Annotated in this window: 21 protein-coding genes and 1 riboswitch; of the genes, 13 read left to right on the top strand and 8 right to left on the bottom strand. The window is 67.3% G+C overall.

Going from position 1 to position 23,689, the window contains the following annotated elements:
* Positions 1-105 precede the first annotated feature (105 nt).
* Positions 106-363 carry a WGR domain-containing protein gene (locus J5837_RS01295; protein WP_210534913.1) on the top strand — a complete coding sequence of 86 codons (258 nt, stop codon included), beginning with the start codon at positions 106-108 and terminating at the stop codon, positions 361-363.
* A gap of 114 nt (positions 364-477) precedes the next feature.
* Positions 478-1,554, top strand: a complete 1,077-nt coding sequence (gene hemE / locus J5837_RS01300) for a uroporphyrinogen decarboxylase (protein WP_210534914.1) — start codon at positions 478-480, stop codon at positions 1,552-1,554.
* Positions 1,555-1,690: 136 nt separating this feature from the next.
* On the opposite strand, the gene J5837_RS01305 is transcribed toward hemE, so the two are convergent.
* The gene (locus J5837_RS01305) at positions 1,691-5,221 is read right to left on the bottom strand and encodes a ligand-binding sensor domain-containing protein (RefSeq protein WP_342345488.1); all 3,531 of its coding nucleotides are present in this window, start codon (positions 5,219-5,221) and stop codon (positions 1,691-1,693) included.
* 121 nt (positions 5,222-5,342) lie between these two features.
* On the opposite strand from J5837_RS01305, the gene J5837_RS01310 reads away from it, so the two are divergent.
* From J5837_RS01310 to J5837_RS01325, 4 genes are all read left to right on the top strand, one after another.
* Positions 5,343-5,990, top strand: a complete 648-nt coding sequence (locus J5837_RS01310) for a YceI family protein (protein WP_210534915.1) — start codon at positions 5,343-5,345, stop codon at positions 5,988-5,990.
* A complete protein-coding gene (locus J5837_RS01315) occupies positions 5,987-6,592 on the top strand; it encodes a cytochrome b (RefSeq protein ID WP_210534916.1) in 606 nt (201 codons plus the stop codon). Before J5837_RS01310 ends, J5837_RS01315 begins: the two co-directional genes overlap by 4 nt.
* Positions 6,582-7,145: a YceI family protein gene (locus J5837_RS01320; protein ID WP_210534917.1), complete on the top strand. Its 564-nt coding sequence runs from the start codon at positions 6,582-6,584 to the stop codon at positions 7,143-7,145. Before J5837_RS01315 ends, J5837_RS01320 begins: the two co-directional genes overlap by 11 nt.
* Before the next feature lie 112 nt (positions 7,146-7,257).
* Positions 7,258-7,725, top strand: a complete 468-nt coding sequence (locus J5837_RS01325; RefSeq protein ID WP_210534918.1) for a nuclear transport factor 2 family protein — start codon at positions 7,258-7,260, stop codon at positions 7,723-7,725.
* Here J5837_RS01325 and J5837_RS01330 read toward each other — a convergent pair.
* On the bottom strand, positions 7,709-7,942 hold the full coding sequence (locus tag J5837_RS01330) for a glutaredoxin family protein (protein WP_210534919.1): 234 nt from the start codon (positions 7,940-7,942) through the stop codon (positions 7,709-7,711). The two genes, J5837_RS01325 and J5837_RS01330, sit on opposite strands and share 17 nt — an antisense overlap.
* A gap of 63 nt (positions 7,943-8,005) precedes the next feature.
* On the opposite strand from J5837_RS01330, the gene J5837_RS01335 reads away from it, so the two are divergent.
* Both J5837_RS01335 and J5837_RS01340 read left to right on the top strand, forming a co-directional pair.
* On the top strand, positions 8,006-9,388 hold the full coding sequence (locus J5837_RS01335) for an L-serine ammonia-lyase (RefSeq protein ID WP_210534920.1): 1,383 nt from the start codon (positions 8,006-8,008) through the stop codon (positions 9,386-9,388).
* Positions 9,389-9,562: 174 nt separating this feature from the next.
* A complete protein-coding gene (locus J5837_RS01340) occupies positions 9,563-11,032 on the top strand; it encodes a sulfatase family protein (protein ID WP_210534921.1) in 1,470 nt (489 codons plus the stop codon).
* A 58-nt stretch (positions 11,033-11,090) separates the two neighbouring features.
* Here J5837_RS01340 and J5837_RS01345 read toward each other — a convergent pair whose 3' ends face one another.
* The 4 genes from J5837_RS01345 to metX form a co-directional block, all read right to left on the bottom strand.
* The gene (locus J5837_RS01345; RefSeq protein ID WP_210534922.1) at positions 11,091-11,507 is read right to left on the bottom strand and encodes a helix-turn-helix domain-containing protein; all 417 of its coding nucleotides are present in this window, start codon (positions 11,505-11,507) and stop codon (positions 11,091-11,093) included.
* A 108-nt stretch (positions 11,508-11,615) separates the two neighbouring features.
* On the bottom strand, positions 11,616-12,761 hold the full coding sequence (locus tag J5837_RS01350) for a homoserine dehydrogenase family protein (protein WP_210534923.1): 1,146 nt from the start codon (positions 12,759-12,761) through the stop codon (positions 11,616-11,618).
* Positions 12,758-13,972: an O-succinylhomoserine (thiol)-lyase gene (locus J5837_RS01355; protein ID WP_210534924.1), complete on the bottom strand. Its 1,215-nt coding sequence runs from the start codon at positions 13,970-13,972 to the stop codon at positions 12,758-12,760. Before J5837_RS01355 ends, J5837_RS01350 begins: the two co-directional genes overlap by 4 nt.
* A 19-nt stretch (positions 13,973-13,991) precedes the next feature.
* The gene (gene metX / locus J5837_RS01360; protein WP_210534925.1) at positions 13,992-15,071 is read right to left on the bottom strand and encodes a homoserine O-succinyltransferase MetX; all 1,080 of its coding nucleotides are present in this window, start codon (positions 15,069-15,071) and stop codon (positions 13,992-13,994) included.
* 74 nt (positions 15,072-15,145) lie between these two features.
* A riboswitch (SAM riboswitch) is annotated at positions 15,146-15,274 on the bottom strand.
* 125 nt (positions 15,275-15,399) lie between these two features.
* Here metX and J5837_RS01365 point away from each other — a divergent pair.
* From J5837_RS01365 to J5837_RS01385, 5 genes are all read left to right on the top strand, one after another.
* Complete coding sequence (locus J5837_RS01365; protein WP_425504808.1) at positions 15,400-16,503, top strand: phytase; 1,104 nt, start codon at positions 15,400-15,402, stop codon at positions 16,501-16,503.
* Positions 16,500-17,435 carry a peptidoglycan DD-metalloendopeptidase family protein gene (locus J5837_RS01370; protein ID WP_210534927.1) on the top strand — a complete coding sequence of 312 codons (936 nt, stop codon included), beginning with the start codon at positions 16,500-16,502 and terminating at the stop codon, positions 17,433-17,435. Before J5837_RS01365 ends, J5837_RS01370 begins: the two co-directional genes overlap by 4 nt.
* Positions 17,436-17,639: 204 nt before the next feature.
* A complete protein-coding gene (locus tag J5837_RS01375; RefSeq protein WP_210534928.1) occupies positions 17,640-19,256 on the top strand; it encodes a peptide chain release factor 3 in 1,617 nt (538 codons plus the stop codon).
* A gap of 242 nt (positions 19,257-19,498) precedes the next feature.
* Positions 19,499-20,155: a PAQR family membrane homeostasis protein TrhA gene (trhA, locus tag J5837_RS01380; RefSeq protein ID WP_210534929.1), complete on the top strand. Its 657-nt coding sequence runs from the start codon at positions 19,499-19,501 to the stop codon at positions 20,153-20,155.
* Between the two features lie 93 nt (positions 20,156-20,248).
* Complete coding sequence (locus J5837_RS01385; protein WP_210534930.1) at positions 20,249-22,198, top strand: AsmA family protein; 1,950 nt, start codon at positions 20,249-20,251, stop codon at positions 22,196-22,198.
* 56 nt (positions 22,199-22,254) lie between these two features.
* On the opposite strand, the gene J5837_RS01390 is transcribed toward J5837_RS01385, so the two are convergent.
* Both J5837_RS01390 and J5837_RS01395 read right to left on the bottom strand, forming a co-directional pair.
* Entirely contained in the window at positions 22,255-22,683 is a 429-nt protein-coding gene (locus tag J5837_RS01390; protein WP_210534931.1) for a CBS domain-containing protein, read from the bottom strand.
* Positions 22,643-23,662: a glycosyltransferase family 2 protein gene (locus J5837_RS01395; protein WP_210534932.1), complete on the bottom strand. Its 1,020-nt coding sequence runs from the start codon at positions 23,660-23,662 to the stop codon at positions 22,643-22,645. The genes J5837_RS01390 and J5837_RS01395 overlap by 41 nt, the downstream gene beginning before the upstream one ends.
* Positions 23,663-23,689: the final 27 nt, after the last annotated feature.

The raw sequence follows: 23,689 nt of genomic DNA on the forward strand, positions 1-23,689 counted from the left end.
GGGCTCCAATGCGTTCCTTGCAAGCTTCGGCAGTCCCGCTCCGCCGTACCCTCACCCCCAACCCCTCCCGCCGGGAGAGGGGCTTGAACCGCTACAATTCGCCCCATGCGCGTCTTCCTGCAGCAACGTCCCAACGCGGGCGAAGCCCCCCGCTACGTCCAGCTAACCCTGCAGCCCGACCTGTTCGGCGGCTGGGAGTTGCTGCGCGAAACCGGCCAGCTCGGCGGCCGTGCCCAACTCAAGCGCGAGCAGTACCTGCTGCAGGACGAGGCCACGGCGGCATTCGAAAAGGCGCGCGACGGGCACATCAAGCGCGGCTTCCAGCAGATGTTCGTGCAGGGCGCGGAAGCGCCGAAAGGCTGATCCTTACCCGAATGTCATCCCGAACGCAGTGAGGGATCTGCTTTTTGCCCGCGGCAAAGCAAAACAGATTCCTCGCCTTCGGCTCGGAACGACAGACCAACTTTCCGGAACAAAATGTCTCCCACCGCACTGAAGAACGACCGCTTCCTCCGCGCCCTCCGCCGCCAGCCCACCGACTGCACGCCCGTGTGGCTGATGCGCCAGGCCGGGCGCTACCTGCCGGAATACCGCGAAACCCGCGCCAAGGCCGGCAGTTTCCTCGGCATGGCCAAGAACCCCGAGATCGCCTGCGAGATCACCCTGCAGCCCCTGCGCCGCTTCGACCTGGACGCCGCGATCCTGTTCTCCGACATCCTCACCGTGCCCGACGCGATGGGCCTGGGCCTGTACTTCGTCGAAGGCGAAGGCCCCAAGTTCGAACGCACCGTGCGCACGATGGCCGACGCGGAAAAACTCGCCGTGCCGGACATGGAAACCGGGCTGCGCTACGTGATGGACGCGGTGCGGCTGATCCGCCGCGAGCTGGACGGCAAGGTTCCACTGATCGGTTTCTCCGGCAGTCCGTGGACGCTGGCCTGCTACATGGTCGAAGGCGGCGGCAGCGACAACTATTCGAAGATCAAGGCGATGGCGCTGAACGACCCGGCCACGCTGCACAGGCTGCTGTCGGTCAACACCGATGCGGTGGTCGCCTACCTGTCGGCGCAGCGCGCGGCCGGCGCGCAGGCGCTGCAGGTATTCGACACCTGGGGTGGCGTCTTGTCGCCGGCGATGTACCGCGAATTCTCCCTGCCCTACCTGCAGCGCATCGCGCGCGAACTGCAACGTGGAGAAGGCGATGAACGCGCGCCGTTGATCCTGTTCGGCAAGGGCAATGCGCCGTACCTGGAAGAACTCGCCGACAGCGGCGCCGAAGGCATCGGCGTGGACTGGCTGGTCGAGCTGGGCGAAGCCGCGCGCCGCACCGGCGGCAAGGTCGCGCTGCAGGGCAACCTGGATCCGGCGACGCTGTACGGCTCGCCCGACGCGATCCGTGCGCAGGCGAAGCAGGCGCTGGACAGCTATGCCGCCGGCAACGGCGGCTCGCGCGATGGCCACGTGTTCAACCTGGGCCATGGCATGTCGCCCGACATGAATCCCGACCACGTCGCAGTGCTGGTCGATGCGGTGCACGAACTGAGCCAGCGCTGACGATTCCTTGTGGGAACGGCCTTGGCCGCTCCCACATTCATCAATCCGCTTTCGTAGAGTCGGGCTTGCTCGACTGTTCTGCTCTCCGCCGCCGAAAGGCAAAGCAGTCGAGCAAGCTCGACTCTACGAAAGGCGGCTACGACTGCGGATCGAGCAATGCTCCGATCGCCTCGGCCAACATGTCGCCGGTCACCGGCTTGCGCAGGAAACCATCGAAACCCGCCTCCCTGGCCAGCGGCTCGGCCTCGCCGTCGGCGCGCGCGGTGACCGCGAGCAATGGCGCGGCAAATCCCTGCGCGCGCAGTTGCCGGGCCAAGGCGAGGCCATCAAGCCCCGGCAGATCCAGATCGAGCACGGCCAGGTCGAAGCGCTGAACCGCGACTTCGGCCAGCGCGGCCAGGCCGTGGGCCACGTGCTGCACGCGATGGCCGCGTGCGCGCAGCAGGCCAGCGATGACCTCGGCCACGGTCGGATCGTCTTCGACCAACAACAGGTCGAGCTCGCGATGCGGCACGGGCGACACCACGGGCGCATCCGCCAAGACCGGCGCCGCGGGCGGCAATGGCAGGTCGACATGGAAGCGCGTGCCCGCGCCCGGCGCGCTTTCCACGGCAATGCGGCCGCCCATCGCCAGCGCCAGTTCCTGGCAGATGGCCAGGCCCAGGCCACTGCCGCCGTAACGCGCCCGGGTGCGGGCGCCTTCGGCTTGTTCGAAGCGCTGGAACAAGCGCTCCTGCTGCGCCACGCTGATGCCCGGCCCGGTGTCGTCGACGCTGAAGCGCACGCCGCCGTCGCGCGGCCTGGCGTGCAGGCTCACGCCGCCCTGCTCGGTGAACTTCAATGCGTTGTTGAGCAGGTTGAGCAGGATCTGCCGCACCCGCAGCGGATCGCCGCGCAGGGCGGCAGGCACGCCCGCATCCACGGTCGCGGCGAAGGACAGCCCGCGTTGTCGCGCGATCGGTTCGCACAGCGCGGTCAGCTCGGCGAACAGCGCGCGCGGGTCGAACGCCTGTTCGTCCAGGTCGAGTTTCCCCGCCTCGATCCTGGCCAGGTCCAGCGCGTCGTTGACCAGGCGCAGCAGGTGCTTGCCGGCGCTCTGGATCGCGGTGGTGTAGCCGCGCTGGCGTTCGTCCAGCGGCGTCGCCAGCAGGAGTTCGCTCATGCCCAGCACGCCGGTCATCGGCGTGCGCACTTCATGGCCGAGAGTGGCGAGGAAGCGGGTCTTGGCCAGCGAAGCCTGTTCGGCCAGCTCGCGCTTGTGCACGGTCAACTGCCATGCGTTGCGCCTGCGCAGGCGTCGACGGTAACTGGCGGCGGCGAGGAACAGGCTGAGCACGACCAGCGCGATCGCCGCGCCGCGCGCCCACCAGGTCTGCCACCACGCGGGATCGACGACGAACTGCAGCACCTGCGGCTTCGACCACACGTTGTCGGCGGTGGCGCCGACGATTTCCAGGCGGTAATTGCCGGGCGGCAACTGGGTGTATATGCGTTCGCCGCTCGCGCCGACTTCGGCCCAATCCGCATCGACGCCGGACAGGCGGAAGCGATAGCGATGGCTGGCGGCGTTCTTGAACGACTCGAGGTGGGCGACCACGCGCAGGTCGCGATCGCCGGGCGCCAAGTGGAAGCCGCCGCGGACCGGCAGCAGGCGCGGACCGTCGGCGGACTGTACGCCGATCGATTCCACGTTGAGCCGCGGCGGTTCGCGCGACGGGCGCAAGGCCAGCGGATCGAAGATCACCAGGCCATGCGCGGCGCTGGCGATGATCCGGCCGTCCTGCGGGCGCAGGATCGGGGGTGCGATGATTTCCTGGCCCGGCAGGCCATCGCGAACGCCGTACAGGCGCAGCGAACGGCTGGCCGGATCCAACCGCAGCAGTCCGCGCGCCGACGACAGCCACAGGACCCCGCGGCGGTCGACCACCACGCCACTGAATTCGATCTGCGGCATTCCCTGCTTCGCATCGAGGCGGCGCTGCAACCGCCATTGCGCGCCGGCGCGCCGGTATTGTTCGACGTAGCCCAGGCCGGCGAGCCAGACATCGCCGTTTTCGTCGAAGGCGAACGCGGTCACCGCCTCTTCCGGCAACCCGGGCACGCCGGTGAAGCGTCGTTCGCGCGCATTCCAGGCACGCACCCCGCGGCTGTCGGCCAACCACACCGCCGAGCCGGGACCGGCGCCGAGGAAATGCAACTGTTCGCCCGGGCCCACGCCGCGGGCGTCGCCGAGCGGGAGCTGTTCGACCACGCCGCTATCGTCGGGCCGACGTGCCTGCAGGTCGCCGCGCAGGTTGGCCGTCCAGATCAGTCCGGCGGCGTCCTGGGCGATGTAGGTCACGTCGTCGCTCAGCGCCGCGTCGCGCGCGTCGCCGGCGCGCCAGCGCCGTTGTGCGCGCGTGGCCGGGTCGTAGCGGGTCACGCCGCCCGGCGTGCCGACCCAGACCAAGCCGTCGCGATCCTCGAACACCGAGCTGGCGATGGTGCCGGGACCGATGTTCTCGACGCGGTGCACGACCGCACCGGTTTCCGGATCGATCTCGTCGAGCGTGCCGCTGGTGCCGACCGCCCAGATCGCGCCGCTGCGCGACGGCGCCAACTGGTAGACCTGCGGATTGCCCAGCGAGTCGGGCTTGTCCGCGCGCTTGGTCAGCACCGAGAACTGGCGCCAGTCAGGCGTCAGGTACCACAGGCCGGAATCCGAGCTGGAAAACCACAGTCCGCCCTCGGCGTCCTCCATCGCGTCGGTGAACTGCGGCTTGGTCGTTCCCTGGATCACCGCGCTGTACAGCGGCACGTGCCAGACCACGTCTTCTTCGGCGCGATACAGGCCTTCGAACGCATCCAGCCAATAAGTGCCCTGCCGGTCCTGCAGCAGGGTGCCGTAGATCACCATGCCGCCTTCGACCACCCAGGGTTCGCGCAGGTAGCCGCCATCGGCGCGATACAGGCTTCCGCCCATGATCGTGCCGATCCACAACGCATTGCTGCGGTCGGCATACAGGCGGGTCACGTAGGGGTGGACCAGCGCCGCATCGGGCACGCGCGCGAAATCGCGCCCGGTCCAGCGCGCCACGCCGCGGTCGGTGCCGATCCACAACGTGCCGTCCGGCGCCACGTGCAGCGAAGTCACCATCGTGCTGGGCAGGCTGCGCGGATCGCCGGCGCGCGGCAGGTAATGGTCGAGGCGGCCGTTCGCCGCCAGCCGGTACAGGCCCGCCTTTTCCACGCCGAACCAGATGTCGCCATTGGCGGTGCTGGTCACCGTCCACACGCTGTCGCCGTCCAGCGCCGGCTGGGTGCGACGGTTCAGATAGCGGAAGCCTTTGCGTTCGGCGTCGAAGATCGCCAGACCCTGGCCGAGCGTGCCGGCCAGCACCCGGTTGCCGCGGTCGATGGCGATGCTCTGCACCACGTTCGCGCTTAGGCCCTGGCCGATGCGCCAGACCTTGAAATCGATTCCGTCGTAGCGGGCCAGTCCGTCGCCCGTGGCCAACCACAGGTAGCCGTCGGCGTCTTCGGCGACGTCCCAAACCGCATTGGAAGGCAGGCCGTCGGCGACGGTCAGTTGGCGTACGCGCGGGGTTTCCGGCAGGCCGGCGCGCGCCGGGGCCGCCAGCCATGCCATGCATGCCAGCGCCAACCAGGCCCGCCAGTTCAGCCGCACCTGTTACCTCCCGCGTCCGCCATTGCCGGTCCTCCCTGTCCCGCCGTGCCGGGCATCCTCGCAATGGACTGTTGCGCGTGCAAGCAGCGGGGCTTCAGCCAGTCCGCCTAGAATCCCGGACATGCGCATCCTTGCCTCCGCCTTGCTGCTGTTCGCGTCGCCGGCCGTTTTCGCGGCGACGGCCACCTACGCGCTCGACCCGGTGCACACCCGGGTGGCCTTCGCGGTCAGCCATGCCGGTTTCTCGCAGGCCATCGGCACCGTATCCGGCAGCACCGGCACCCTGCGCTTCGACCCGGACGACTGGACCACGGCCCGGCTCGAGGTCAGCGTGCCGCTGGAGCGCGCCGACCTGGGCGATGCCGACTGGAACCGCGCCGCGCTCGCCGGCAACCTGCTGGATGCGAAGCGCTACCCCACCGCGACCTTCGTTTCGACCCGGGTCGAACCCAACGGCCCGGATCGCGCCTCTGTGTATGGAACCCTGACCCTGCACGGCGTGGCCAAACCGGTGAAACTCGACGTGACCCTCAACGCGCTGAAGCGCCATCCGCTGCCGCCGTTCCGCCGCACCGCCGGCTTTTCCGCCACGGCGACGATCAGCCGCGCGGAATTCGGCATCGACGCGTGGAAGTCGGTGATCGGCGACAGCGTCGAACTGCGCATCGAGGCCGAAGCCGTGCGCAAGCGCGGCGACGCCGAACCCGACGACGACGCGCCGCCCATCGTCCCGCCTTCTTCCACTTCCACCCAAGAGCCCGCCCAATGACCCTGAAGAACACCGACGACCGCTGGGGTACCGTCAGCCAGAGCCTGCACTGGTTGATCGTGGTGCTGATCCTCGGCCTGGGCGTGGTCGGCCTGATCATGGACGAATTGCCCAAGACCCCGAAATATTTCTGGGTCTACACGATGCACAAGTCGTTCGGCATCACCGTGCTGGCGTTGATGCTGGTGCGGCTGGGCTGGCGCGTGTACGCGGGCGCACCGAAGCCGGTCGCCGGCACGCCGGGCTGGCAGCATGCCGCCGCCTCGCTGACCCATTTCCTGCTGTATGCATTGGCCCTGGGCATCCCGTTGAGCGGCTGGCTGTACGACTCGGCCAGCGGCCTGCGCCCGTTCAAGTTCTTCGGCCTGTTCGCCATGCCCAAGCTGGTGGCGCCGGACGATGCGCTGAAGGCCTTGACCCACGAATTGCACGAATGGGGTTTCTGGCTGTTGATCGCGCTGGTCGCGGCGCATGCCGGCGCAGCGCTCTACCACCACCTGTTCCAGCACGACGCCACGCTGGCGCGCATGTTGCCGCGCAGCTGGCTGAAATCCCCCACCGACGAAACCCTTGCCCCCGAGGACCGCAGCCATGTCGTCTAAATTCACCAGCCCCGCCCTGACCGCCGCCGCCCTGGTCGCGATGATGGCATCGTCCGCCCGCGCCGCCGATTACGTGCAGGCGCCCGGCTCCACCCTCGCCTTCGCCAGCAAGTACGACGGCGAGGTGTTCAGCGGTCGCTTCGGCAGCTTCAGCACCACGCTGAGCTTCGATCCGGCCAAGCTGGCCGCGTCCAAGCTGGACGTGACCATCGGCCTGGCCGGCACCAAGACCGGCAACGAAGACCGCGATTCCACCCTGCAGTCGGCCGACTTCTTCGACGTGGCCAAGTTCGCCCAGGCCCGCTACACCGCGACCAAGTTCCGTTCGCTCGGCGGCAACCAGTACGCCGCCGATGGCAACCTGACCCTGCGCGGCGTGACCAAGCCGGTCACCTTGACCTTCACCTGGACGCCCGGCGCACAGCCGGTGCTGGCCGGCAAGGCGACGGTCAAGCGCCTCGACTTCGGCGTCGGCGGCGGCGACTGGACCGATACCAGCAGCCTTCCGAACGAAGTGGCGATCAGCACCAAGGTCGTGTTCAAGGCGAAATAAGCGCCCGCGTTGTGCCGGACCGGCGGGAATGCGCGCCGCGTGACTTCCAGCCCATGCGGGCCCGGAGCGGACGCGGACACTGCGTGCATCGTTCCGTTCCGGGAAATCCGCCATGCCGCTCCGCTTCCTGCCGTTCTTCCTCGCCGCGCTGGTTGCGGGCCTGCCATGCGTCGCGTTCGCCGGCGACGGCGCAAGCAGTCCCGAGGAAGCCGCACAACGCTACTTCCGTGCCGAGGCGCAGTTCGACCTGGATGCGCTGAAAGCCGTGGTGGATCCGCAATTCGTCGAGATCAGCCCGCTCGGCGAAGTCGACGAGCACGACAAGGTGCTGTCGTTCTACAGGCCCGACCAGAAGGTCGACGCGCCGCCGATGCAGTTCGAACCTTACGCGGTGCGCCTGCACGGCGATTTCGCGGTGATCAGCACGCGCGCCACGATGACCATGAAGGAGCAATCGCGTTCGATGACCGTCGGCTTGACCGCGCGGCGCGACGCGGACGGCTGGAAACTGCTTTCGGCGCAATACACGGTGTTCCGGCCCAAAACCGCCCCGCCCGCCGGTGCTAAACCCGGCGGCTGAGGAAGTCCGCCAGCTTCGCCGCGTCGAACGGCCAGTCCAGCTCCGCGCCGCTGACCGTCTCCCGCAACACCGGCACGCGGACGCCGTAGCGCGCTTCCAGCACGTTGTCATCGTCGATGAACACGCTGTCGAAGTCGGGCGCGCGCGCCGCGGCCAGCATGGCCAGGGCCTGGTCGCAGAGGTGGCAATCGTCGCGCTGGTAAAGGATCAGGGCCAAGGTTCGCAGCCGTATCGTTGCGTTGCGGGACGTGCCGGCAACGAGGGGCCGTAGAATACGCGAATGTCAGTCAGCACCTTCGACCTGTTCAAGATCGGCATCGGTCCGAGCTCCTCCCACACCGTCGGCCCGATGCGCGCCGCGGCGCGCTTCGTTTCGCGCTGGCTGGAAGAACCCGGCCGCCTCGGCGACGTCGCCCGCATCCGCGCCGAGGTATTCGGCTCGCTGGCCCTGACCGGGCGCGGCCATGGCACCGACAAGGCCGTGCTGATGGGCCTGGAAGGGCACCTGCCCAACCTGATCGATCCCGACATCATCCCGCCGGCGCTGGAACGCATCCGCGGCGAGAAGCGCATCACGCTGGGCGGCACCCACGCCGTCGCCTTCGACGAGAAGCGCGACCTGCTGATGAACAAGCGGCAGAAGCTGCCCTATCACACCAACGGCATGCGCTTCACCGCCTACGACGCCAACGACGAAGTCATCGCCACGCGCGACTACTACTCGGTCGGCGGCGGCTTCGTGGTCAACCAGGACGATGCGGCCGAAGACCGCATCGTCGCCGACACCACGCCGCTGCCGTATCCGTTCAAGACCGGCGACGAATTGCTGGCGCAGTGCCAGCGCAGCGGCCTGAGCATCGCCGCGCTGATGTTCGAGAACGAAAAGTCCTGGCGCAGCGAAGACGACATCCGCGCCGGCCTGCGCGAAATCTGGGCGGCGATGCAGAGCTGCGTCGCCCGCGGCATCCGCGAGGAAGGCACCCTGCCCGGCGGCCTGCACGTGGCGCGGCGCGCGCCGGCGCTTTTCGCCGAACTGTCGAGCAAGCCGGAAGCGGCGATGCGCGACCCGCTGACCACCCTGGATTGGGTCAACCTGTACGCGTTGGCGGTGAACGAGGAAAACGCCGCCGGCGGCCGCGTGGTCACCGCACCGACCAACGGCGCGGCCGGCATCATTCCTTCGGTGATGCATTACTTCGACCGCTTCTGCGCCGGCGCCGATGAGGCGCGCGTGTTCGATTTCCTGCTGACCGCCGCGGCGGTGGGCATCCTGTACAAGGAAAACGCGTCGATTTCCGGCGCGGAAGTCGGCTGCCAGGGCGAAGTCGGCGTGGCCTGCTCGATGGCCGCCGCCGGCCTGACCGCCGCGCTGGGCGGCACGCCTTCGCAGATCGAGAACGCCGCCGAGATCGGCATGGAACACAACCTTGGCCTGACCTGCGATCCGATCGGCGGACTGGTGCAGATCCCGTGCATCGAGCGCAACGCGATGGGCGCGGTCAAGGCGATCAACGCCAGCCGCATGGCCATGCGCGGCGACGGCAAGCACAAGGTCTCGCTGGACAAGGTCATCAAGACCATGCGCGACACCGGCCGCGACATGCAGGACAAGTACAAGGAAACCAGCCGCGGCGGCTTGGCGGTGAACGTCATCGAGTGCTGATCCGCATGCGGTCGCACCGATGATCGAAAGATCGGGCGCGGCGAGCTTTCGCTGTGGCCCTCGCCGAACGACGGCGACGCTTGCGCGGCTATGATCCCGGCGAACGATCGGGTTCGTCGAGTGGAGCACGCCACATGTCCGCGAAGATCGGACCGCCGCACGCTACTGAAAGGATTGGGCGCAGGCGCGGCGACCGCGCTGTTCGGCGGCTGCGCTCCTGCCGCGGTGCGCAACCGCACCATGCGCCGCCCGAACATCGTCTTCATCATGACCGACGACCATGCGCGCTCGGCGATGAGCCTGTACGGCAACCGGATCCTGCAGACGCCGAACCTCGACCGCATCGGCAACGAAGGCCTGCGCTTCGACCAGGCCTTCGTCACCAATTCGCTGTGCCTGCCCAGCCGTGCGACCTTCCTGACGGGGCAGTACTCGCACGTCCACGGCATGCGCACCAATGGCGAGGATTCCGGCTTCACTGCCGAACCGCCGCTGCGCAATGCGCAAACCTGGCCGATCCTGCTGGGCGCACAGGGCTACCACACCGGCATGGTCGGCAAGTGGCACATCAACACTTTGCCGCAGGGTTACGACTACACCGCGATGATCAGGGGCCAGGGCACCTACTTCGACCCGCCGATGTGGATCGATGGGCAGTGGCGCCCGCAGCAAGGCCATACCGACGACGTGATCGGCGACCACGCCCTGCACTTCCTGCGCAACGCGCCGCGCGACAGGCCGTTCGCCCTGCTCTACCAGTTCAAGGCGCCGCACCGCGACTGGAACCCGGCCCCACGTTTTCGCAAGCGTTTCGAGGACGTGGAAATCCCGCTGCCGGCCAGCTTCGACGAACCGCTGGAAGCGCGTTCGCAAGCGGTACGCGGCACGATGATGCGGATCGCCGATATGCCCGACTTCCGTCGGGGCGCAAAACCCGGCGGCCCGCAGGGCGAAGCGCTGGCGCGGACCAACTTCCAGCAGTTCATGCGCAACTACTACCGCGTGCTGCTGGGCGTGGACGAGAACGTCGGCCGCGTGCTCGATTACCTGCAACAGGCCGGCCTGGCCGAGGACACGCTGGTGGTCTACACCACCGACAACGGCTTCTTCCTCGGCGAGCACGGCCTGTTCGACAAGCGCCTGATGTACGAGCCGTCGATCCGCATCCCGCTGCTGCTGCGCTGGCCCGGCGGCATCGAACAGGGACGCTTCGACGACGCGCACTTCGCGCTGAACATCGATCTGGCCCCGACCCTGCTGGAGCTCGGCGGAGCACCGGTGCCCGCGACCATGCAAGGCGACAGTTGGAAGCCTCTGGTCGAGGGGCAACCCACGGAATGGCGCAAGGACTTCCTGTACGAGTATTACGAATACCCCGGCGTGCACTGCGTACGCCCGCACCGGGGCGTGCGCAATGCGCGATGGAAGCTGATCGAGTTCTGGCGCGAACCGCGCGAGTACGAGATGTACGACCTCGCCAACGATCCCGACGAGCGTCGCAACCTGGCGACCGACCCCGCGCATGCGGCGACTTTCGCGCAGCTGCGCCAGCGCCTGGCCGAATTGCGCAGGCAGTACGACGACCGCGACCCGGACGACTACCTGCCCGATCAGCAGGTGCCGCAGGAATGCCATTACGGTTGAGCAGCCATGCATCGGGCGGGTCTTGACCTGCCCTACCGCACTAAGCGATCTCCGGATCCTATCGACGGCAGTCGGCTGGGTTGGCCTTGCACGAAGCGTTTATCTGGTTATCCCGCTTTGCCAAGTCCCTCCCAACGACATAGCCCATCGCGATCATGAGCCCGACCACGAGCGCAATCAGCTGAGCGACCTTGAAGAGGTCGATAGCAGGCCGCGCCTTGATGACATCGACGGTCAATGTCGGAGGCAACTCAACGACAGGAGACTTCATGGCTTCATCCAATGCCAAAGGTTCGACGCCGAGTGCGAGCGTGATGGCGGACCTGGACTCCAAGGACGCATTACCCTCGGCTTCAAGGCGCTGGATGGTACGAACGCTCAACCCAGAGACCGCGGCAAGATGCTCCTGGGACCAGCCCTTGTCCTCACGCAATTTCCTAATGAGGCGTGTGTCTAGCTTCACGTCCGATGCCATTTGCTGGATTCCTTTGGATATTGTCGATACCCATGGAATCTTTGTCGATGCGACGGTGACATGACCACGACAGCAACACGACAGATACCCGACATTCAAGCGAATCAATTACATAGCGAACGGAAACGGTGGCGCATTGATGCCGAGCACGTCATCGAGCAATGCCGCAGCGGTGACCTCTGCGCCTGCACCCGGCCCCTGGATTACCAGCGGATTCGTGTCGTAGCGGTCGCTAAAGATCGCAACCTTGTTGTCGGTGCCGCTGCCGCCGCACAGTGGATGGTCGGCGGGCAGCGTGGCGAGGCCGACGCTGGCATTGCCCTCGCTGTCGAAGCGGCCGAGGAAGCGCAGTTTCTCGCCGTTGCGATAAGCCTCGCGGAAACGCTCGCCCAACGGCAGGTCGAGTTGATCGAGTTGGGCATCGACTTCCCCGGCCGGCAACGCCGCCAGCGCCGCCGGCACCAGCGAATCGACGCGGATATCCGCCGCCTGCAGCGGCAAGCCGGCGGCGCGGGCCAGGATCAGCAGCTTGCGGCGCACGTCTTCGCCGGACAGGTCGATGCGCGGGTCCGGCTCGGTGTAGCCGGCTTCCTTCGCCTTGCGCACGAAGCCGGAGAACGGGCGCATGCCGTCGTAGTGGTTGAACAACCACGCCAGCGAGCCCGACAGCACGCCTTCGACCCGATGGATGCGGTCGCCGCCGCGGACCAGTTCGCGGATCGAACGGATCAGCGGCAACCCCGCGCCGACCGTGGCGCTGTCTCCATAGCGCGCGCCGCTTTCGCCAGCCTGGCGGATGGCCTGCGCGCGCGACCAGTCGGCGCCGTTGCCCAGCTTGTTGGCGGTGACCACGTGGATGCCGCGTGCCAGCCATTGCGCATGCTTCCCGGCGACCGTTTCGCTGGCGGTGGCGTCGACGACGATGTCGCCACGACGTAAGCACTTTTCGACTCCCCCTTTTGCAAAAGGGGGGCTGGGGGGGATTTCCGCGGGAGAAGCAAATCCCCCTGTATCCCCCTTTTGCAAAGGGGGAGAAAAAGCACGCGCCTGTTCAATCATGACGGCAAGATCATCACGACATTCCAGCACAATGCGCGAATTCGCCAACCATGCGATATCCGGCAGATGCACGCCACGCTCGCGCAGGTGCAGGTAGCGCGCGACGAAGGCGCTGCCGACCACGCCGGTGCCGAACAACGCGATGCGCGCCGGCGCGGGCTCCTGCGCCGGCGCGAGTCGGACGACAGCGCTCATGCGTCGGCGAACTTGCGTTTCGACGCTTCGGCCACCGCCTGCGCGCGTTCCAGCGCGGCAGACAGGTCGGCCACCAGGTCTTCGGCAGCTTCGATGCCCACCGACAGGCGCAGCAGGCCGTCGGAAATGCCGGCCTTGGCGCGCGCCTCCGCCGTCATCGCCGCGTGGGTCATCGAAGCCGGATGCGCAACCAGGCTTTCGACGCCGCCCAGCGATTCGGCCAGGGTGAAGTAACGCAGGCCATCGATGAAGGCGCGTACTTCGGCTTCGCCGCCTTCCAGTTCGAACGAGATCATCGCGCCGAAACCCTTCTGCTGGCGCGCGGCCAGCGCATGACCCGGATGCGATTCCAGCCCCGGGAAATACACCTTCGCCACCGCCGCGTGCCCATCGAGCAGCGTTGCGATGGCAGTGGCATTCTCCTGGTGCACGCGCAGGCGCGCATCCAGCGTGCGCAGGCCGCGCAGGGTCAGGAAGCTGTCGAACGGCGAACCGGTCAGGCCCAGCGCGTTGCCCCACCAGGTCAGCAGCTCATGGTGTTCCCGAGTCTTCGCGATCACTGCACCGCCGACCACGTCGCTGTGGCCGTTGATGTACTTGGTGGTCGAATGCAGCACGATGTCGGCGTCGAATTCGAACGGACGCTGCAGCGCCGGCGACAGGAAGGTGTTGTCGACCACGGCCAGCGCGCCGGCCTTGTGCGCGGCGTCGATGACGAAGCGCAGGTCGGTGACGCGCAGCAGCGGGTTCGACGGGGTTTCGACCAGCACGACGGCCGGCGACTGCGCCAGCGCGTCGGCCAGCGAACGCGGATCGGTCAGGTCGGCGGTGATCAGTTCGAAGTGGCCCTTCTTCGCCAGCGCGTTGAACAAACGCCAGCTGCCGCCGTACGCGTCGTGCGGCACGACCAGCTTGTCGCCCGGCTGCAGCAACGCATGCAGCACCAGGGTGATCGCGCCCATGCCGGTGGCGGTGACCACCGCGCCGGCGCCGCCTTCCAGTTCGGCGAGCGCTTCGGCCAGCAGGTCGCGTGTCGGGTTGCCGCTGCGGGTGTAGTCGTACTGGCGCTTGTTGCCGAAGCCATCGAAGCTGAAGTTCGACGACAGCACGATCGGCGGGGTCACCGCGCCGTAGGCGGTGTCGCGGTCGATGCCGGCGCGCACGGCGGCGGTGGCGGCGGTACAGGCGGGCGATTCTGGCTGGATGCTCATGGGGGCGGCCTTGCGGAAGTCAGAGATTGGGAATGCGGGAGGCGTGGTCGAAAGCGGTGCCATCGTTGGCTGCACCTGCGCGCCGTGCCGGTTCGTCGATCACGGCCTTGAGGATGGCGTCGATGCGATCGGTTTCCTTCAGGAAAGCGTCGTGGCCGTAGGGCGAGCGCACGATGCGCAGGTGGCCGAGCGTGCCCAGGCCTTCGACCAGGGCGACATGGTCGGCGAGCGGCACCAGGCGGTCGCCTTCGACCGCGACCACGGTGGTCGGCACGCCGATCTGCTGCGGATCGGCGCGGTGCAGGTCGATGGATTCGGACAGGCGCAGGAACGCGGTGACCGGCGTGCGCGCGACGTACTGCGCGCCGGCCGCGTCGAGATAGTCTTCGGCGGCCACGCGCACGCGGCCGTTGACGATTTCCGGCAGCGCGTCGAAACGTTCGCCGAATTCCTCCGGCGTGCGGTAGCTGAGCATGGCGAACTGGCGCGCCAGCGACAGCCCCTGCTGGTCGGCGCACTGCAACTGGCCCAGGGCCACGGACTTGCGCTGCAGCGCGCGCCACGCGGCGGCGAACGGATGCGGCTTGTGCGCGCCGCTGACCGCGATCAGCTTGCCCAGCCGGTGTGGATGGCGGACGGCCAGGTGCTGGCCGACCAGCGCGCCGTAGGAATAACCGACGAAGGCTTGCAGCCGTTCGATTTCCAGCGCATCCAGCAGCGCGGCGATCGCGTCGGCCTGGTCGGCGGGATCGATCGGCGCATCGAGCTTGCCATCGGCGCCGACGAAGTCGAAGGCGAGGATGCGGCGCTGCGCCGGATCCAGCGCACGGCCTGCGCCGACCAGTTCGTTGGCCCAGCCTTTTTCCGGGAACTCGACGCTGGCGGCGATATGGCGATGCGCGGAAATGCCGCCGGCGACGAACACCACCGGCGCGTCCGCCGGGCCCTGCACTTCGTAACGCAAGATCACCGAGCGGGGGCCGGCGTGGCGCAGGGCCAGAACGACAGGGAACTCACCGCGGACGGCACGCACGCCACGATCGACGCGCGCGGTGGTCTGGGGGAAGGAAGTCTGCGGCTTTGCGTTCACGACACTCATGGCGGTTCCAAGGAAACTGAAACGGCCATCGAGCTTCGCGGAGCCCGCGTTCGCCGCGCCGGGAAGGCGCGTTCGAACCATCTTTCGGCGGACGCTTCGCTTGCGCGGGTCCCCGCAGGATTTGGCACCGTCCACGGAAGCTTGCGCGTCCGTCGGTTGCCCCGGCTTCAAAGGGCCTGTCCCTCAGCCGGTCTCGATGGTGCGGGCACTTTGCCAGCCCATCGCCCCGCCTGTCAATCGCTTCATGCCGATAAAGCGATAAATTATTTGCAGTGGAAACCATCGCCAATTCAGCAATGTCGGCAAGGACTTAACGCATACTTTGCATATGAAACGTTTTCAGCCATGGATTGGGGTCCTGGTCCTCCTGCTGGCCGGTTGCGCCAGTACCCCGCGCACCACAGCGCCAGTGAAGGCCGATGCAATGGTTCCGGAGGCCTGGCGTTCCGCGCCTTCCCCCGGCGACGAACTGGACTCCCTGGCCGTATGGCCCAGCGAGACCGGCACGCCCTGGGTGATCGCCACCGCCAAGTCCAGCCACCGCCTGGTGGTGTTCGACGGCGACAGCGGCCAACGCTTGCGCACGGTGGGCGAGCGCGGCCAGCAGCCCGGCCAGTTCAACCGGCCCAACGGCGTGGCCGTGTTCGGCGACCTGCTGCTGGTGGCCGAACGCGACAACCATCGCGTGCAAGTGTTCGGGCTGCCGGAGTTCCGACCGTTGCTGAGCTTCGGCGACGACGTGCTGCGGGCGCCCTACGGGCTGTGGTTGCACGAGGCCGGTCCCGGCCAACTGGAAGTGTTCGTCACCGACAGTTACATGGTCCGCAGCGGAAACGGCACGCGTTCCCACGACAAGGAAAACGACTGGGTGCCACCGCCGCTGGCCGAGCTGGGCGAACGGATCAAGCGCTTCCGCGTGGACCAGGACGACGACGGCACGGTGAAGGCGACCTATCTCGGCGCATTCGGCGACACCGGCCGGTCGGGCGCGTTGCGCATGGTCGAGTCGATCGCCGGCGACGTGGCCAACGATCGCCTGCTGATCGCCGAGGAAGACCCGCGCAGCACGCGCACCTTGCGCGATTACACCCTGCAGGGCCGCTATCGCGGCGACGACCTGCCCGCGTTCGTCGCCGATCCGGAGGGCGTCGCCCTGTGGAACTGCGATGCCGACCAGCGCGGCTATTGGGTCGCGGTGGACCAGCTGAAGCCGACCTTGTTCCGCGTGTTCGACCGTGACAACCTGCGCCCGATGGGCACTTTCACCGGCGACGCCACCGCCAACACCGACGGCATTGCCCTGTATGCCGCCGGCACGCCGCGTTTTCCCGCCGGCGTGCTGTACGCGGTCGACGACGATCTGTCGCTGTCCGCGTTCGACCTGGGCGAGGTCGCGCGCGCGTTGAACCTGTCGAAAACCTGCCAGCCATGAACCGCGCGTGTCGCCCGTGGCTGTTGTTCGGCCTGGCGGCGTTGTTGCTGGCCGGGTCCATGCCGGGCGAAGCCTCGCGCCTGTATCGCTGGAAGGACAAGAACGGCGTCACCCACTACGGCGACCGCCCGCCTGACGCCTCGGTCGCTTCCGCGCGTGATGTCAGCATCATTCCGTTCCGCAATCCGCCCGGCGCGATGGTGCGCCTGCGCGTGGAAAGCCGCGGCCCCTCGTACCAGGTCTGGGCCGACAACAGCCTGTACGGCCCGGCCGAGGTCGAACTGCGCTTCAAGCGCAGCCGCAACGTGCGCGCCACCCCGACCCTGCCCTTGCGCGCGACCATTGCCGCGCGCGCCAGCAGCCGCGTCGCCGAGATCGTGCTGGAAGACGAATTCGCCGCCGGCGACTACGAGCTGGAGCTCGACGCCCTGCCCGGCAACCCGGCCGCACGGCCCGACCTGGGTTTCCAGTACCGCGTGCCGTTCGAATACGCCCGCGTGCGCGTCGACCAGGGCCCGGGCGGCGGCTTCAGCCACGACGACGCGCAGAACTACTACGCGGTCGACTTCGCCCTGCCGGTGGGCACGCCGATCCTGGCCGCGCGCGCCGGCACCGTGATGCAGGTCGAATCCGATTTCGAGAAAGCCAGCCTGAACCGCGAGAAGTTCGGCGGCCGCGCCAACTTCATCCGCGTCCTGCACGACGACGGCAGCATGGCCGTGTACGCGCACCTGCAATGGGACGGGGTGCAGGTGCGGGTCGGCCAGCGCGTGCAGCAGGGCCAGCGCATCGGCCTGTCCGGCAACACCGGTTTCAGCACCGGGCCGCACCTGCATTTCGTCGTGCAGGCCAACCGCGGCATGCAGCTGGCGGCGATCCCGTTCCGCATGTTCGGGCCGCTGGGTGAGCTGAAATTCCCTGGCGGACGGTAACCGCCGCCCGAACTGCCATCCGGTGTGGGAGCGACGTAAGTCGCGAATGCTTTGCTTCTGGCTCCGACAACAAGGGCGGAAAAAGCATCGCGACTTACGTCGCTCCCACGATGAAGATACCGGGCGCGGGGACGTGATGGGGGCCTACGGCGTATAATCCGCGCCTCCCCGAATCCCCGAAACGCCCTTGCGGGCGCCGTCCCCATGTCCGACCCGAACAGCGGCGTGGCCGCCGAAGCCGCGCGCCGCCGCACCTTCGCCATCATCTCCCACCCCGACGCCGGCAAGACCACGCTGACCGAAAAGCTGCTGCTGTTCGGCGGCGCGATCCAGATGGCCGGCTCGGTCAAGGGACGCAAGGCCGCGCGCCACGCGACATCCGACTGGATGGCGCTGGAAAAGGAGCGCGGCATCTCGGTGACCTCGTCGGTGATGCAGTTCCCTTACGAAGGCAAGATAGTCAACCTGCTCGACACCCCCGGCCACGCCGACTTCGGCGAGGACACCTACCGCGTGCTGACTGCGGTGGACAGCGCGTTGATGGTCATCGACGTGGCCAAGGGCGTCGAGGAACGCACGATCAAGCTGATGGAAGTGTGCCGCCTGCGCGACACGCCGATCATGACCTTCATCAACAAGCTCGACCGCGAAGGCCGCGAACCGATCGAGCTGCTGGACGAAGTAGAACGGGTGCTGGGCATCCAGTGCGCGCCGGTGACCTGGCCGATCGGCATGGGATCGCGGCTGAAGGGCGTGGTCCACCTGATTTCCGGCGAAGTGCACCTGTACGAGGCCGGCAAGAACTTCACCCGCCAGGATTCGACCATCTTCGCCTCCATCGACGACCCGGCGCTGGAGGAGAAGATCGGTGCGCAGATGCTGTCCGAACTGCGCGACGAGCTGGAGTTGGTGCAGGGCGCCTCGCATCCGTTCGACGCGGCGAAATACCTGCGCGGCGAGCAGACCCCGGTGTTCTTCGGTTCGGCGGTCAACAATTTCGGCGTGCAGCCGCTGCTCGATTTCTTCGTCGAACACGCGCCGTCGCCGCAACACCGTGCGACCACCACGCGTGAGGTCGAACCCGGCGAAAACAAGCTAACCGGCTTCGTGTTCAAGATCCAGGCCAACATGGATCCGCAGCACCGCGACCGCGTGGCGTTCATGCGCGTGTGCTCGGGCCGCTTCGAGGCCGGGATGAAGGCTTTCCACGTCCGCAGCGGCAAGGAAGTGAAGCTGGCCAACGCGCTGACCTTCATGGCCAGCGACCGCGAGATCGCGGCCGAGGCGTTTCCCGGCGACGTGATCGGCATCCACAACCACGGCACCATTTCCATCGGCGACACCTTCAGCGAAGGCGAGGCGATCAGCTTCACCGGCATCCCCAACTTCGCCCCGGAACTGTTCCGCCGCGCGCGCCTGCGCGACCCCCTGAAGCTGAAGCAGCTGCAGAAGGGCTTGGCCCAGCTCAGCGAAGAAGGCGCGACCCAGTTCTTCCGCCCGCTGATGAGCAACGACCTGATCCTCGGCGCGGTCGGCATGCTGCAGTTCGACGTGGTCGCGTACCGGCTGAAGGACGAATACGGCGTGGACGCCAGCTTCGAGCCCGTTGGCGTGGCCACCGCCCGCTGGGTGCATTGCGCCGACGCGAAGAAGCTGGAGGAATTCCGCGAGAAGAACGCGGTGAACCTAGCCGTCGACGCCGCCGGCGAGCTGGTCTACCTCGCCCCGACCCGGGTCAACCTGCAGCTGGCCGAGGAACGCGCGCCCGACGTGCGCTTCTCCGCCACCCGCGAGCACGCGCACAGCGTGGCGGTGGACTGATGTCGTTCCCTTCTCCCTTCGGGAGAAGAAGGTGCCCGCAGAGCCTGCCCCGTACTTGATACGGGGGCGGATGAGGGCGGGAGAATTCCGACTCTCGGAAACTTTCATCGCGACCGGATGCTTACGCCCTCATCCGGCGCTTCGCGCCACCTTCTCCCGGTGGGAGAAGGGTTTATTCACCATTCGGAACGGCCGTTCCGCGTACAGATGCACGCCATGCTGCGTTGCGGTAATTTGCGCGCATGAACGCCGGCACCGCCCCGCGCCACGAAATCGTCGACATCCGCGATGAAATCGCCAACGCCCTGACCCACGGCCTGGGCGCGGTCGCCGCGCTTGCCGGCAGCGCAGTGCTGATCACCTTGGCGGCGATCTACGGCGATGGCTGGCAACTGGGCGCGTCGATCGTGTTCGGCATCAGTCTGTTGCTGCTCTACACCGCCTCCACGCTGTACCACGCGATCCAGCATCCCGTCGCCAAGGGCCGGCTCAAGGTCTTCGACCATTGCGCGATCTACCTGCTGATCGCCGGCACCTATACCCCGTTCACCCTGATCGGCCTGCGCGGGCCGTGGGGCTGGGGGCTGTTCGCGGCGATCTGGACATTGGCGGTCGCCGGCGTGGCGTTCAAGCTGTTCTACACCGGACGCTTCAAGCTGCTGTCGACGATCGTGTACATCGCGATGGGCTGGCTGGTGATCGTCGCGATCAAACCAATGCTGTCCGCGCTGGACGGCTGGACGCTGGGCTGGTTGCTCGCGGGCGGTGCGTTCTACACGCTGGGCACGTTCTTCTACCATCGCGAATCGATCCCCTACTCGCATGCGATCTGGCACCTGTTCGTCATCGGCGGCAGCGTCTGCCACTTCGTCGCGGTGACGCGGCAGGTGCTGCCCTGACCGGCGGTTCGATCGATACCGCCAACTGAACCGAAGCCGCCGCAAGGCGGCTTTTTCGCGCGCTGTGGACACCGCTGCTGGTCAAGTGGCCACATGGAGAGCGTCCCTGCTCGCAAGACGCCGTTCCGCTGGCGCCGGCCGTCGCGCCGGACCACGATCATCCTTGCGGCGCTGGCCGCCGCGATCGTGCTCCTGGCGATCCTGTGGGACTGGAACTGGTTCAAGCCCCTGGTCGAACGCCAGGTCAGCGCGCGCACCGGCCGCGAATTCCGCATCGACGGCGACCTCGATGTCGACCTGGGCCGGGTGATCACGATCAGTGGAGATGCATTGCGCTTCGGCAATGCAAAGTGGTCGAAGGAGCCGACCATGGCTACGGCCCAGCGCGCCGAGATCGACGTCGATTTCTGGCCCCTGTTGCGTTTGGCCGTGCGCATTCCGGAAATCCGCCTGACCAGGCCACGGCTGCGGCTGGAAACCGGCCCGGACGGCAAGGGCAACTGGAATTTCCTGCGCTCCGACGGAGAGAAGGGCCGGGTGGAGTTCCGCCGATTGTGGGTCGATGAAGGCAACCTGGTATTCCTCGACCCGAGGAAAAAAACCGACATCGACGTGCGCCTGCAGAGCGCTGCGCCCAAACCGGGCGAACGGGCGTCCTCGATCGATGTGCAGGGCGAAGGCCACTGGAGCGGAGAACGTTTCGCGCTGCAAGGCAACGCCGCATCGCCGCTGGCCCTGCGCGAACGGGAGCAGCCGTACCGCATCGATGCGCACGCGCAGGCCGGCCCAACCCGCGCGCATGCGCGCGGCACCCTGCTCGACCCGCTGCGCCTGCGCGATTTCGATCTGCAGCTGACGCTGATCGGGCGCGACATGCAGGACTTGTACCCGCTGCTGGGCCTGGCCATCCCGCCGACGCCGCCGTACCGGTTGAATGGCCGATTCACCCGCGACCGCGATACCTGGCATTACGACAGGTTCACCGGCCAGGTCGGCGACAGCGACCTCGGCGGTTCGGCCGCAGTGACCACCGGCGGCGCGCGGCCGTTCCTGAAAGCGAACCTGGTGTCGAAGCGGCTGGATTTCGACGATCTCGCCGGGTTCATCGGCGCGCAACCGCAGACCGGCGCCAGCGAAACCAGCAATGCCGAACAAAAAGCCAAGGCAGCGCGGGAGCGTGGCGACGGACGCGTGCTGCCGGACGAACCCTACAACCTGGCCAAGCTGCGATCGATGGATGCGGACGTGCGCTGGAAGGCGCACCGGATCAATGCGCCGAAACTGCCGATCGACGACATGGACGCGCACCTGCTGCTCGACGATGGCCTGCTGCGCATGGAGCCGCTGAATTTCGGTGTGGCCAGCGGCGACATCCGCTCGACCATCCGCATGGATGCGCGCGAAAAAATCATCCGCACCCGGGCCGACATCGCGGTGCGCGGACTGGATCTGGGCAAGCTGTTCCCGACCGCCGAAATTGCGCGCACCGCGGTCGGCCGGATTGGCGGCAACATCGCGATCAGCGGCAGCGGCAATTCGGTCGCCCAGATCCTCGGCAGTGCGGACGGCGATGTCGCCGTGGGCATGGGCAAGGGCCAGATCAGCAACCTGCTGATGGAACTGGCCGGGCTGGACGTCGCCGAATCGCTGAAATTCCTGCTCACCAGGGACAAGATAATCCCGGTCCGCTGCGCCTTCGGCGACTTCGCGGTGCAGGACGGAACGATGCGGACGCGCGCGCTGGCCTTCGACTCCACCGACACGATCATCGTCGGCAAGGGCGACATCAGCCTGAAGAACGAAACCCTGGACCTGGAACTGCGTCCGCGTCCGAAGGACCGCAGCATCCTGACGTTCCGTTCGCCGCTGGTGATCGGCGGCACCTTCGCCGATCCTTCGTTCCGCCCCGACTTCAAGCGCCTTGGACTGCGCGGTGCGCTGGCCGTCGCGCTGGGCAACATCGCCCCGCCGGCCGCACTGCTGGCGACGCTGGAACTGGGGCCGGGCAAGGATTCGAATTGCGGTGGACGTTATGCGCGTTGAATCCCCGCCCTAGCAAGCCGAGGGCGACGCGGCAGATTTCGGCTCGCGCTTTTTGCCTAACTCGCGATATACCGCTGCAACTGGTCCAACTGCACCTGCTGGTCCTCGATCACCGCCTTGACCAGGTCGCCGATCGAAATCACCCCGACCACGTTGTCTCCGTCCACCACCGGCAGGTGGCGGATGCGGTGCTCGGTGACCATCTGCATGCAGCGCTCCACCGTGTGGTTCAGGCCCACGGTGATCACGTTGGCGGACATGATGTCGCGCACCGGCGTGTTCGACGAGGAACGCCCGTGCAACACGATCTTGCGTGCGTAATCGCGTTCGGAAACGATGCCGACCAGCCTGCCGCCGTGCATCGCCAATACCGCGCCGACCCCTTTCTCCGCCATCAGCCGGATCGCGTCGATCACCGCGTCGTCCGGCGATACCGCGTACACCTCAGGCGTCTTCGCCCCCAGCAACTGTCGTACCGTGCGCATGGCCCGCTCCTTCGACTAGAGGTTGTGCCAAGGATACTCCCGGCGCGGCCGGTTGCCACACGTCGACCAGGTACAGCGGTCGCTGTTTGGCCTCTTCGTACAGCCGGCCCAGGTACTCGCCGATCAGGCCCAACGCCATCAGCTGAACGCCGCCGAGGAACAGGATCACCACCATCATCGTCGGCCAGCCCGCGACCGGATCGCCCCACAGCAGGGCCTTGACCACGATCCACAATGCATAGACGAAGGCGAGCAGCGCCGTGACCACGCCCAGGTAAGTGGCCACGCGCAACGGCGCGGTGCTGAAACTGGTGATGCCTTCCAGGGCGAAGTTCCACAGCTTCCACAAACCGAAATTGCTGCGCCCGGCCACGCGCGCTTCACGCTTGTAGGGCACGGAAACACGGTTGAAACCGACCCAGCCGAACAGGCCCTTCATGAAACGGTGGCGCTCACGCAACTGCTTCAGCGCAGCCAGCGCGCGTGGCGACAGCAAGCGGAAATCGCCGGTATCGGCGGGCACCGGCGTCTTCGACAGCCGGCCTATCACTCGGTAGAACGCGTGCGCGGTGGCGCGTTTCAGCCAGCCTTCGCCATCGCGCTGGACGCGCGTGCCGTAGACGTCGTCGTAGCCCTCGCGCCAGTGCGCGACGAACTGCGGGATCAGCTCCGGCGGATCCTGGCCGTCCGCGTCGAGGATGACCACGGCGCCCTCGTCGACCTGGTCCAGCCCCGCGGTCAGCGCCGCTTCCTTGCCGAAATTGCGCGATAGCTTCAGCAGCGATACGCGCGCGTCCTGCGCCGCCAGTTGTTTCATCGCCGCCCAGGTACCGTCGGTGCTGCCGTCGTCGACATACAACACGCGGCCATCGATGCCCTCCAGCCGCCGCAACGTCGCGGCGATGCGCGGGTGCAGGCGCGGCAGGGTTTCGGCTTCGTTGCGCGCGGCAACGATGACGGTCAGGCGTTCGGCACTCATGCAGCCATGGTAACCGCTGCGCGTCGC

The organism is Pseudoxanthomonas helianthi, from assembly GCF_017939625.1.
Lineage (GTDB): Bacteria > Pseudomonadota > Gammaproteobacteria > Xanthomonadales > Xanthomonadaceae > Pseudoxanthomonas_A > Pseudoxanthomonas_A helianthi.